This is a genomic window from Methylotenera sp. (genome assembly GCF_036401095.1).
In the GTDB taxonomy this organism is placed as follows: domain Bacteria; phylum Pseudomonadota; class Gammaproteobacteria; order Burkholderiales; family Methylophilaceae; genus Methylotenera.
On sequence record NZ_DASWWA010000005.1, the window covers coordinates 105,265 to 116,901 of the forward strand.

Genomic DNA, 11,637 nt, shown 5'->3' on the forward strand with positions numbered 1-11,637 from the left:
ACTTTTAACTAATGGGCTTATTTATTTGATTTGGGCAAATCCCACTCAATAATGTTGGAGTCTTTAGCTTTTTTATTCTCCAAATCGTCCTCAGGCTTGCTTGAAGCATTGTCTGCCGAACTCGTCTCTTCTGGGAATATATCTAAAGGGAAAAGAAACTCTTCTGCCATTTCGCTCGGTGCGTTGTTTAACAGCGCAGGAGCCGTAGGTTGCTCACTTGCAGATGTAGTATCGATGTCTTCATCAAAGGTCGGAACAACAACCTCAATGTGGTCATCAAAGTCTGCGAGCATATCTACTTCGTAAGAAGGTACTTTTTGAAAGGGCGAGTTCGCGAATTGTGCGTTCATTTCTTCCTGCGTAGGTCTGCTCCATACAGCTTGTTCCGGCATTTCTGGGAATGGCGCAACAGTGAAGTCTTCATCGCTGATTGTATTGGTTTTCGGTTTTTCCGTAGTTTCGTTTTGCGTGTCTGTGTCAGAAGAAATATCATCACTAAACGCAACACTGTTAAACACGGCGTTATCTAAACTGCTCGGCGCAGGGTTGCTATGTGGGCTCTCTGCTTTAGCCGGGGCGCTGCGATACAAGGTGTGCTGACTGGCTGAAATGCCCGTGTTAAGCAGCTCGGCGATTCTTTTCAGGAAGAATAGCTCTTCAAAGTTGTTGGGCGAGAAGCCTTCAGCTGGTTGCGCGTATTGATCGTAAATCAAGTCATTTAAAAATTTAACGGCAAATGGTGAGCCCCAAACCCCCTCAAGTCTGGCAACAATATTTGCGTATTCTTCAATTGAAGAATTGTCTTCATGATTCGCGTCTGCAAAATTCGGTGCTTTGATATTAAAGTGTTTGTTGGCTTCAATCACGGCTGCCTCATACTCCGCTTCCGTCCCTTCTTTGGCAATCAGCGAGAGTAGCTTTAGCCAGATTTTGGGTGACTCAGCCGGAAAATCATTTAAATGGTTTTGCAGTAACTGAATGGCTAATAATGGGCGTTCGTGCTCTATAAAAACATCTGCGTTGTCGATAATGCTGTCGTGTTCATCACTTACATGTTCCGCTGGCGATAATATGCCTGCCTTGGATGGCGTAGTTTTAGCGTACTCATCGTCAGTTTCATCGTCAAGAAAGCTATCTGAGAATGTATTCTGTTTGCTCGCTTTATAATCAGCGCTTGGTGAGGTCGTGGCGGCAAAGGATGCTTGTTCGCTATTGGCGTTTTCATCTCCGTCAAACCAATGCTGCTCTTGCTTGAGCATACGTTTAGTAATGATGATACGGCGTAGCCATTCAAGCGCAGCTAATCCAAGTACGGCTGCAACGACTATCCATAGGTAGTTGAGCCAGCTAGATTGCTGTTCGGCTAATGAATTTTTTGCTTGTGCTGCTTCGTTTCTTAACTGCGTATTTTGTGTTTGCAGGCTCATAATCTGCTTTTCTAAATGAGCCAGTCGATTCGACATCACGGTCGCTTCATCCTGCAAATCGATGCTGCTAGGTGGGTTGCTCGGCGGTGCGCGATTAAGGTCGATTTGCGTTTCAAACTGCAGGCTGAGGTTATGTTGTCCCGCAGAGGTGTCCGATGCCAAGCTGCCACCAGAAATACTTAAATACGGCTTGCTAGAGGTGTCTGGTTTAGCCGGTGCAGGTTGCCCGATACTAGCTGTGCTTGCCGGCAGTGCTGGTTTTGCGGCATTTTGTGGCTTGCCTACGTAGGCTTCCATGATTTTTTCATCAGCGCTGGATGCTGCATTAGCTTGGCGTTTTTTTAGCTTACGTTTTGGCTTGGGCGGCATATAGCTGTCCGCATCGCTGGCAGCTGTGCTGTTATCTGCGCTGCTAGAGGGTTTGGTTTTGCGGCTTACTGGCTTTTCCGCTGTGCTGGTTGGATTGGCGGTGACATTGCTGCCTGAAGTTTCGCTGCTGATAGATGCTGGGTCTAATAATAAAACGTAGTCGCGGTGCAGCTGTGGTTCGCAGTGGTAAGAAACGCGTAAACTAAGAATTGGCTCTGTAATCACCGATTGCGTAGTGATAGTGAGTAAAAAACCATCTTTTTGCGTGCTTAGTGTAGAAAATGCTCTTTTAAAAGCAGGTGTGTCGTTGGTGTCTGAAACTGTAAAACAGCTGGCATCTGGCGACTTTTCAACGTCAGTGACATTTAGTTTAACAATGAGTGATTCACCCAGATACGATTTAAGCGTAGCTTCGCCAAGGCCTAGCGCGAAGCTCGCGTTGGCGTATAAGGCTAAAATAAGGGGTATGAATAATCTCAAAATTTGTTTGTTTTCAAATTGTTATGCTAATTTTTATTGCATTGTTAAGCTGGTCTGTTAGAATCTCGTTTGTGCAGACATACTATGGTAAAGCGCTTATAAGGCAATGTAACACTACCATAACAAAAAGCACAACTCATGCCAACATAAGTATTGGTATGAATATCAAGCAATATATGGATGCGAGTTGTTTGATATGGCGCTAAACATATTGCTGTAAGTCAGCAATAAACTTAAAAATATCTCAAGAACAGCATAATACTGTTTGACAAGACGTATTTATTTAGCATAAAATCCGCCTCTTAATTTTTTTAGCTCATAGTATTGGTAACACGATGAAAACCTTTTCAGCAAAATCACACGAAGTGAAGCGCGATTGGTTTGTGGTTGATGCCACAGACCTAGTGCTAGGCCGTCTAGCTAGCGCAATTGCACACCGTTTACGCGGCAAACATAAAACAATTTATACGCCTCACGTTGATACAGGTGATTATATAGTTGTTATTAATGCCGACAAATTAAAAGTAACTGGTAATAAAGCGGATGGTAAGCTTTACCACCGTCACTCTGGTTATCCAGGTGGTATCACAACAACAACATTCTCTAAAATGCAAGACCGTTTCCCAGGTCGCGCTTTAGAAAAAGCGGTTAAAGGCATGTTGCCTAAAGGTCCTTTAGGCTATGCAATGATCAAAAAAATGAAGGTTTATGCAGGTAGTGAGCATGACCATGCGGCACAACAACCGCAACCATTGACCATCTAAGGATAAAAAATGATCGGTAAATATAACTACGGTACAGGCCGCCGCAAAAGTTCAGTAGCGCGCGTGTTCTTGAAATCAGGTAAAGGCAATATCATTGTTAATGACAAGCCAGTTGATGAATACTTCTCACGCGTGACTTCACGCATGATTTTGCGTCAACCTTTAGAGTTAACAAACAACACAGCTAGCTTCGACATCATGGTTAACGTAATCGGTGGCGGTGAGTCTGGTCAAGCTGGTGCAGTTCGTCACGGTATTACACGTGCGTTAATCGACTTTGACGCTACACTGAAAAGTGCATTGTCACACGCTGGTTATGTAACACGTGATGCACGTGAAGTTGAGCGTAAAAAAGTTGGTCTACGCAAAGCACGTCGTCGTAAACAATTCTCTAAACGCTAATCAGGCGGTTGGATTGGAAAAAGGTCGCTTTGGCGGCCTTTTTTATTGGATGAAAAAGATAGAGCGCTTATAATCAGAACACTTGGTAAATGAATATAAACAACATGGCATCGAAAAAGATAAAAGTAGGGATTGTTGGCGGCACCGGATATACCGGTGTTGAGTTGTTACGTCTATTGGCACTACATCCACAAGTGGAGTTAACGGCCATAACCTCGCGAGGTGATGCTGGCCTACCTGTTGCTGATATGTTCCCTAGTTTACGTGGCTATATTGATTTAGCATTTTCTGATCCTGCTACTGCAAACTTGAGCGCATGTGATGTGGTATTTTTTGCTACTCCACATGGCGTGGCTATGAGTCAGGCACAAGCACTGCTGGATGCTAATGTTAAGGTGATTGACCTTGCAGCAGACTTCCGTTTGCAAGATACCTCTGTGTTTGAAAAATGGTACAAAATGCCGCATAGCTGCCCGGATGTGCTAAGTGAGGCTGTGTATGGTATCCCTGAGCTTAATCGAGACCATATTAAGTCGGCTAAGGTGATTGGTAACCCAGGATGTTATCCAACCACAGTGCTACTAGGTTTAGCGCCTCTGTTAGAGAAGGGTTATATTGATTTTTCTGCACCGATTGTGGCTGATGCTAAGTCTGGCGTGTCTGGTGCCGGCAGAAAAGCAGAAGTTGCAACTTTGTTTGCGGAATCCAGCGATAGTATGAAGGCATATGGCGTGGCTGGGCACCGTCATCATCCTGAGATTCATGCGCAGCTTACGCAGTTGGCAAATGCTGAGGTTCAGTTTATTTTTGTGCCACATTTAATTCCGATGATACGTGGCATGCTTTCTACAATTTACGTTAAACTGACTGATGCCGCTAAAGCTGTAGATTTGCAGGCTTTGTATGAGTTGCGTTACCAACACGAGCGTTTTGTGGATGTAATGCCAGCTGGCGCATTGCCAGAAACGCGCTCAGTGCGCGGCTCTAATCAATTGCGTATCGCCTTGCACAAGCAGGAGGCTGCAGGCTATTTAACCTTGGTAGTAGTGCAGGATAACTTAGTAAAAGGGGCTGCTGGTCAGGCCGTACAGAATATGAACATCATGTTTGGATTTGATGAGCGCAGCGGTCTAGAAGTTTTACCCTTGTTGCCTTAACTGAATGAAACCAGTTCGTCGTAGAATTCGCCGTCATTTTGGGTTAACTGCTAAGCAGGTAGCAGTCAGGTCCAAGCGCCCGTGGTACTTTCAGACTGGCACAGCTTTTGTGTTTGTTGGGCTGGGTTATGCTGTCGCCTACTGGCAGTATGCAACAGGCAGTGAGAGTTTGCGTCAGACTATGCTTGATAATCAGGCCTTGAATACCAAGGTAATACAAGTAGAGCGGCAGTTGCAGATTGAGCAGGCCGCACAGACTGTTTTAACTAAAGAGTTGCGTGAAGTTCAAGATGAAAATATTCATATTAAAGAGGATTTAGCTTTTTATAAGAATATGACCAACAGTAAAAGGTAATCGTACTTACTTTTTATGGCAGTACCATGCGTAGTAGTCTATGAATGAGTTAGCTATCAAAGTTTAGAGGATTTACGATGTTTTTTAAAAAAAGTAACCGCGTGCAAAACACCATTGATACCTTGATTGGTGTTGGCACTCGGGTGGAAGGTAACATTAATTTCGCAGGTGGTTTGCGCGTTGATGGCACAGTAATTGGCACCGTGGCTGAACCTAATGACCAGCCAAGCACACTAATACTTAGTGAGTTAGGCCGTATTGAGGGTGCCATTACTGCATCTAAGGTTGTAGTAAATGGTACCGTGATTGGCCCAGTGAAGGCTGCGCAGTTTATCGAGTTGCAAACCAAAGCACGTGTGACGGGTGATGTTTATTACAACACCTTAGAGATGCATACCGGTGCCGTGATTGAGGGAAAATTGGTTTATTTGGATGATAATGCAGAATAAGCTGGTAATGACAGGCTTTTGCTATTGAAATTCAGTGCGTTAGGTCGCATATTAACAAAGATATTTAATTGAAATTTTAGGAGTACACCATGAGTACAGTTGCAGAAGTTCAGGAATTAGACATTCCTTCACCTTTAGTTTTTACCGATAATGCGGCTAAAAAGGTAAAAGAGTTAATTGAAGAGGAAGGTTCGCCAGATCTTAAGTTACGTGTTTTTGTTAGCGGTGGCGGTTGTTCAGGTTTTCAATACGGCTTTACGTTTGAAGAAGAAGTGAATGACGATGACACTCAAGTGCAAAAAGACAGCGTGACATTGTTGATCGATCCGATGAGCTTACAGTACTTGATGGGTGCAGAGATTGATTACCAAGATAGCCTACAGGGTTCACAATTTGTGATTCGTAACCCAAATGCACAAACAACTTGTGGTTGTGGTTCATCTTTCTCAGTTTAAAGTTTAGCGCAGTTTAGCTTTGCTAAATTGACAATGACACGCTTGTGTTAATTTGAGTGCTTGGAGGTTAAGTATTCGATTAGCAAAGCGTGTTTTGCTATTAACTGCCAGCATATGTCGTTGCATGGTTGGAGATAAAACAGACTTGATGCGCTAGCTGTGGCAGATTAAGTTGGGTTATGTTTAATTAGGCGCCAACTAAAATAGCTTTCCGTTAAATTAGGTGCAACCCAGCTCTAGCCTGACTGCTATGCTGCACCTAACGTTGTTCCTACCTTTTATTTAACTCTACAAATGGACGTTTTGCTGAGCCAGTGTAAAGCTGACGCGGCCTGCCAATTTTAGCTTCTGGGTCAGAATGCATTTCAGACCATTGTGCAATCCAGCCTGCTGTTCTGGCAAGTGCAAAGATAGCGGTAAACATACTATTAGGAATACCCATCGCACGCATCACAATGCCGCTGTAGAAGTCTACGTTAGGGTAGAGTTTGCGCGACACAAAGTATTCGTCTTCTAGTGCAATCTTCTCTAGGGCTAATGCTAGTTTGAACATAGGGTCATTATTAAGCCCCAACACATCCAATACTTCATGACATGTTTTTCTCATGATGGCGGCTCTTGGATCCATGTTGCGATAAACACGGTGACCAAAGCCCATGAGTCTGAAACTGTCTGATTTGTCTTTAGCGCGGTTAATAAATTCACCGATACGTGACACGTCGCCAATTTCTTCCAGCATGTTCAGCGTTGCTTCGTTTGCACCGCCGTGTGCAGGCCCCCATAGTGATGCGATGCCTGCAGAGATACATGCAAATGGGTTGGCACCGCTAGAGCCTACTAGTCGTACTGTCGATGTCGATGCGTTTTGCTCGTGGTCAGCATGCAAGATTAAAATGCGTTCAAACGCTTTTGCCAATACAGGGTTAGGTACATATTGCTCACAAGGAGTAGCAAACATCATGTACATAAAGTTTTCCGCATAATTTAGATGGTTCTGCGGATACATGAATGGCTGGCCTATGTTGTACTTGTAGCTCCAGGCAGCAATGGTTGGTACTTTAGCCAGTAAGCGGTGCGCCGATATTTCGCGATGCTTCGGGTTAAGAATGTCCATTGAATCAAAATAGAAGGCAGAGAGTGAGCCAACTACGCCCACCATCACGGCCATCGGGTGTGCGTCACGTCTGAAGCCGCGGAAAATATTGCTGAGTTGATCATGCAACATGGTGCTACCGGTAATGGTATCGGTAAATTGCTTTTTTTCCGTGGCATTTGGCAGTTCGCCGTGCATTAACAAGTAAGCAACCTCTAAGTAGTCACAGTGCTCGGCCAACTCTTCAATCGGGTAGCCACGGTGATACAGTAAGCCTTGTTCGCCATCAATAAAGGTAATGTTGGAGTTGCAGGCGGCGGTAGACATGAAGCCTGGGTCGTAAGTATATACGCCATGCTTGCCTAAGCTGCGGATGTCAATCACATCATTGCCAAGTGATCCTGAAAGTATAGGTAACTCAATTGGAGATTTACCATTTTCAAAGCTGAGTGTTGCGGTACTTGTGTTGTTTTTCATGGTGTTTTTGCAGTTCTAATCATCATTGATTGTGATTATACTTTATCAAGGCGAGCAGATGAATGTTAAAAGCTTAACTAAGCTTGGTAAATCGCACCTAAAATGCGTAGGCCTTTGGCGCCAGTCACTTGCGGCAGGTTGGCCGTTTGTTTGGTGATACATTTCTTTGCCAGCCATGCAAAGGCAATTGCCTCAACCCAATCAACACCCATGCCGAGCTGATCTGTGGTTGCTATGCTGGTTGTATCCATGAGTGATTGCAACTCGCGCTGCAAAAGTTTGTTCTTTGCGCCGCCGCCACACAGGTATATTTCATCGACTTGGCCGCAGTGTTGGTCGATGGCGTTGGCAATAGAATGCGCACTCAGCGCCACTAAGGTGCGTGCAACATCGTGCGCTGCGTGCTGTGATTCGTTTAGGTAATGATTTAGCCAGGCTGTATTAAATAGATCACGGCCTGTGCTTTTTGGTGGTGCGGCAGCAAAGTAGGGTTCGTTCAGCATCGCGGCGAGCAGTGGGTCAATAGTGTTACCTGTGCTAGCCCATTGGCCGTCTGCGTCGTAGTCTAAGCCTAAGTGTTGTTTAATCCATGCATCGAGCAGCATGTTGCCAGGGCCAGAGTCAAAGCCAAATACATCACCAGCCTTACTAAGATACGTAATATTGGCAATTCCGCCGATATTGATAATGGCGCGATTGTGAATTTTGCTGCTAAAAACATCCTGATGAAATGCCGGTACTAAGGGTGCCCCCTGGCCATTAGCAGCAATGTCTCTACTCCTGAAGTCGCTCACTACGGTGATGCCGGTCAGTTCGCTCAGTAAAGCTGCATTGCCAATTTGCATGGTAAAGCCCAGCTCTGGGCGGTGTCTGATGGTTTGACCGTGGCAGCCTATCGCGGTGACTTCACCTGCGCCCACTTGTGCGGCAGCAAGCAGGGCATTGACTGCGTCTGCATATAAATAGGCAAGGGTGTTACCCATGCGAGCGGTTGTTTCTAGTTCGTTTGTGGTGGGGTGTTGTAAAGCGAGAATCTGCGTGCGTAAATCTGCAGGATAAGGCAGAAAATGCGTTTTAAGCAGCTGTGGTTGCTGTGTATGGTCGAACGTAACTAGGGCAGCGTCCACCCCATCTAGGCTAGTACCCGACATTAAGCCGATAAAAAGCTCGCTAGCCATGATGGTGATGTGAGTGCTAATTATTCTAAGGCTGCAATATTGCTGGTGCCTAGTAATCTGAGCTGAGCGGTCATTTGGCCGCTGATCGCTTCAAATTTAGCCTTGTTGCTACCTTGAATGATATTGGTTTTAGGTAATGCAACTTTCATAGGGTCCTGGTGCTGACCATTGATCAAGAACTCATAGTGCAAATGCGGACCTGTTGCCACGCCCGACATGCCAACAAATCCTATCATCTGACCTTGTGTGATTTTTGAGCCACGGCGCAACTCTGGTGCAAAGCGTGAAAGGTGACCATATAGTGTACTTACGCCATTTGCATGTTTCAGGATGATTACGTTGCCGTAACCGCCTTTTTGCCCTACAAAATCAACCACAGCATCAGCAGATGCTTTAATACGAGTGCCAGTAGGTGCGGCAAAGTCTACGCCTTTATGTGCGCGCATTCTTTGTAAAACCGGGTGAAATCTAGCAACGCTAAAGCCAGAACTTACGCGGCTAAACTCCAAAGGCGAACGTAAAAACGATTTATGCGTGCTTTTACCTTCAGGTGTGTAGTATTGCATTTGATTGTTGCTATCGCGGAAACCGACTGCGCGGTATACCTTGCCGTCATTTACAAACTCAGCTGCCAGTACTTCGCCTACTTTAATCAGCTCACCCTGGTCATAGCTGCCTTCATAAATCACATTGAAGTGATCGCCACGGCGTAAATCAGTATGAAAGTTAATTTCACTTTCAAAAATATCTGCGAGCTGGATTGCAATATTGTCTGGGATGTTGGCCGCATCTGTTGCACCAAATAGTGAGCTGGTAATCTTTGCCGATTTTAATACAGGGCGCACTTCAAGCATGCGATCATCTTGCTTGGCTGTATAGCCATCATCAGTTTTAGTTACTGTTAGAAACGCGTCAGCACTGACTTGGTATTCAAAGTGAAACAAGTTGCCATCTGCATCAGTCTCTGCCTTTACTTGACGACCCGGAATGATGGAGCGTGCAATTTCACTAGCAACGCTGTCGGTGCGAATAAATTCTAATGCATCGCGATTGCGGATGTTGAGTCTGGCTAATACGCTTTGTAGCGTGTCGTCTCTGCGTACGTAATCTTTATACCAAAACTTCTCAGTTAGGTTGGCATCAGCATCTAAAGCTTGCTCAAGTGCCGGCAGGGCTACTTCTTCAACGACCATAGAGGTCGCAATATTAGTTGTGATTGTTTGCGGTGCAATACCAAACGCGGTGTAAATGCCAAACAATGGTAAGCATGAAATTGCCAATACCCAGCGCAGCTTAAATTTACGCTCTGATAAGCGTTGTTGCTTGCGTTCAGCTTTATTGGCGTTTTGCGTTAAAATAGAGTTTTGGGGTGATTGGTGATGATTGGGCTCGTTAATATCCACGGGCTAACCTTTACTTAATTATTTCAGCTCTTGATACTAACAGAAAATTAAGTTTATACAAATAAACTAGCGGTAAAAAAACCATAGAGTTTAAGGACGTTAAAACGTGAATATTGAAATCAGCCAACAGCTTGCGGTGATTAAACGTGGCGCAGATGAATTGTTAATCGAAGCCGAGTTAATTGAAAAGCTAAAAAAGGGTCAGCCATTAAAAATTAAGGCGGGTTTTGACCCAACAGCGCCAGATTTGCATCTTGGACATACCGTACTTATTAATAAGCTGCGTCAGTTTCAGGAGCTCGGGCACACTGTGCTGTTCTTGATTGGTGATTTCACCGGTATGATCGGTGATCCTACCGGTAAGAGTGCAACGCGTCCACCACTGACTGCCGAGCAAGTGCAGGAGAATGCAAAGTCCTATACGGCGCAGGTTTTTAAGATACTTAAACCTGAACAAACCGAGGTGGTATTCAACTCAAAATGGCTCACTGAGCTTGGGGCTGCTGGTATGCTCAAATTGGCGGCTAGCCATACTGTGGCACGCATGCTGGAGCGTGACGATTTCTCTAAGCGCTTTAAAGGTAATCAGCCGATTGCGATTCATGAGTTTCTCTATCCTTTGTTGCAGGGCTACGACTCTGTTGCGCTAAATGCAGATGTGGAATTGGGTGGCACCGACCAGAAATTTAACTTGCTCATGGGGCGCGAATTGCAAAAGCAAGCGGGGCAGAGTCCGCAATGCGTGCTTACTATGCCTTTGTTAGAAGGTTTAGATGGCGTCAATAAAATGTCTAAATCGTTAGGTAACTATATAGGTATCGCAGAGGCGCCAGAAATCATCTTCGCTAAAATCATGTCGATATCAGATGAGTTGATGTGGCGTTATATAGAGTTGCTCTCATTTGAGTCACTAGAAGCTATTGCGCAATGGAAAGCAGATGTAGCCGCAGGTAGCAACCCACGCGATATTAAAGTGCGTTTCGCACAAGAGATCGTGACGCGCTTTCACTCGCAAGCAGATGCAGAAAAAGCCCTCGCTGATTTCCAAACGCGCTCAAAAGGCGGCATTCCTGATGATGTGCCAGAAGTGACAGTGACGATTGATGCTGAGCAAGTAGGTATTGCGCAGTTGCTTAAATTGGCTGGTTTGGTTGTTAGCACCTCAGAAGCGTTTCGAGCCATTGAGCAAGGCGGCGTGAAGTTGGGTGGCGAAAAGGTGTCTGATAAAGCCTTTATGTTGAACAAGGGTAGTACCATTGTTGCTCAGGTTGGTAAGCGTAAGTTTGCAAATGTAACAATTTTGTAACGGGCTGAATTTGGGGTTGACCAAATTGTTTAGCCCTGTAGAATGCGCGCCTTCGCTAACGAACACTGTTAGCGATTAGCAGTAAAAACAAGTAGTAAAAGTAATAAAAAAGTGCCGTAAAAACTATATTCAATATTAATTAGATTTATTTCAAAATTACTGTTGACGAGATTTAAAACCTCTGTAGAATGCGCACCTCGCTGACGAAACACTGTTAGCGAAAAGTAGTAGAAGGCGCAGTAAAAAGTACGGTTAATTTTAATTAGTAAATATTACGAAATTAAGGTTGACGAGCGGTAAAAGCTCTGTATAATGCGCACCT

At 44.8% G+C, this 11,637-nt stretch carries 11 protein-coding genes; 7 read left to right on the plus strand and 4 right to left on the minus strand.

Annotated features, from left to right (window positions below):
* Window positions 1-17: 17 nt before the first annotated feature.
* Window positions 18-2,276: a hypothetical protein gene (locus tag VGD82_RS05490; protein ID WP_331019445.1), complete on the minus strand. Its 2,259-nt coding sequence runs from the start codon at window positions 2,274-2,276 to the stop codon at window positions 18-20.
* Between the two features lie 335 nt (window positions 2,277-2,611).
* Between VGD82_RS05490 and rplM the strand changes: the two genes are divergently transcribed.
* The 6 genes from rplM to erpA all read left to right on the plus strand — a co-directional run bounded on the left by rplM (window position 2,612) and on the right by erpA (window position 5,858).
* Window positions 2,612-3,040 carry a 50S ribosomal protein L13 gene (gene rplM, locus VGD82_RS05495; RefSeq protein ID WP_331019446.1) on the plus strand — a complete coding sequence of 143 codons (429 nt, stop codon included), beginning with the start codon at window positions 2,612-2,614 and terminating at the stop codon, window positions 3,038-3,040.
* 9 nt (window positions 3,041-3,049) lie between these two features.
* Window positions 3,050-3,442, plus strand: coding sequence for a 30S ribosomal protein S9 (rpsI, locus tag VGD82_RS05500; RefSeq protein WP_135276736.1), 393 nt, complete (start codon window positions 3,050-3,052; stop codon window positions 3,440-3,442).
* A gap of 104 nt (window positions 3,443-3,546) precedes the next feature.
* Window positions 3,547-4,599, plus strand: coding sequence for an N-acetyl-gamma-glutamyl-phosphate reductase (gene argC / locus VGD82_RS05505; RefSeq protein WP_331019447.1), 1,053 nt, complete (start codon window positions 3,547-3,549; stop codon window positions 4,597-4,599).
* Between the two features lie 4 nt (window positions 4,600-4,603).
* Complete coding sequence (locus VGD82_RS05510; protein ID WP_331019448.1) at window positions 4,604-4,954, plus strand: DUF6776 family protein; 351 nt, start codon at window positions 4,604-4,606, stop codon at window positions 4,952-4,954.
* A gap of 77 nt (window positions 4,955-5,031) precedes the next feature.
* On the plus strand, window positions 5,032-5,403 hold the full coding sequence (locus VGD82_RS05515; protein ID WP_331019449.1) for a polymer-forming cytoskeletal protein: 372 nt from the start codon (window positions 5,032-5,034) through the stop codon (window positions 5,401-5,403).
* An 89-nt stretch (window positions 5,404-5,492) separates the two neighbouring features.
* Window positions 5,493-5,858 carry an iron-sulfur cluster insertion protein ErpA gene (gene erpA / locus VGD82_RS05520; RefSeq protein ID WP_135276732.1) on the plus strand — a complete coding sequence of 122 codons (366 nt, stop codon included), beginning with the start codon at window positions 5,493-5,495 and terminating at the stop codon, window positions 5,856-5,858.
* Window positions 5,859-6,129: 271 nt separating this feature from the next.
* Here the strand turns inward: erpA and gltA are convergent, their stop codons facing one another.
* The 3 genes from gltA to VGD82_RS05535 all read right to left on the minus strand — a co-directional run bounded on the left by gltA (window position 6,130) and on the right by VGD82_RS05535 (window position 10,009).
* Window positions 6,130-7,428 carry a citrate synthase gene (gltA, locus tag VGD82_RS05525; RefSeq protein WP_331019450.1) on the minus strand — a complete coding sequence of 433 codons (1,299 nt, stop codon included), beginning with the start codon at window positions 7,426-7,428 and terminating at the stop codon, window positions 6,130-6,132.
* Between the two features lie 77 nt (window positions 7,429-7,505).
* On the minus strand, window positions 7,506-8,606 hold the full coding sequence (locus VGD82_RS05530) for an anhydro-N-acetylmuramic acid kinase (RefSeq protein WP_331019451.1): 1,101 nt from the start codon (window positions 8,604-8,606) through the stop codon (window positions 7,506-7,508).
* Window positions 8,607-8,626: 20 nt separating this feature from the next.
* A complete protein-coding gene (locus VGD82_RS05535; RefSeq protein WP_331019452.1) occupies window positions 8,627-10,009 on the minus strand; it encodes a M23 family metallopeptidase in 1,383 nt (460 codons plus the stop codon).
* A 106-nt stretch (window positions 10,010-10,115) separates the two neighbouring features.
* Between VGD82_RS05535 and tyrS the strand changes: the two genes are divergently transcribed.
* On the plus strand, window positions 10,116-11,315 hold the full coding sequence (gene tyrS / locus VGD82_RS05540) for a tyrosine--tRNA ligase (protein ID WP_331019453.1): 1,200 nt from the start codon (window positions 10,116-10,118) through the stop codon (window positions 11,313-11,315).
* Window positions 11,316-11,637 lie beyond the last annotated feature (322 nt).

Coding starts and splice junctions, on each gene's coding strand:
- rplM (WP_331019446.1), top strand. CDS start 2,612: ATGAAAACCTTTTCAGCAAAATCACACGAAGTGAAGCGCGATTGGTTT.
- rpsI (WP_135276736.1), top strand. CDS start 3,050: ATGATCGGTAAATATAACTACGGTACAGGCCGCCGCAAAAGTTCAGTA.
- argC (WP_331019447.1), top strand. CDS start 3,547: ATGGCATCGAAAAAGATAAAAGTAGGGATTGTTGGCGGCACCGGATAT.
- VGD82_RS05510 (WP_331019448.1), top strand. CDS start 4,604: ATGAAACCAGTTCGTCGTAGAATTCGCCGTCATTTTGGGTTAACTGCT.
- VGD82_RS05515 (WP_331019449.1), top strand. CDS start 5,032: ATGTTTTTTAAAAAAAGTAACCGCGTGCAAAACACCATTGATACCTTG.
- erpA (WP_135276732.1), top strand. CDS start 5,493: ATGAGTACAGTTGCAGAAGTTCAGGAATTAGACATTCCTTCACCTTTA.
- gltA (WP_331019450.1), bottom strand. CDS start 7,428: ATGAAAAACAACACAAGTACCGCAACACTCAGCTTTGAAAATGGTAAA.
- VGD82_RS05530 (WP_331019451.1), bottom strand. CDS start 8,606: ATGGCTAGCGAGCTTTTTATCGGCTTAATGTCGGGTACTAGCCTAGAT.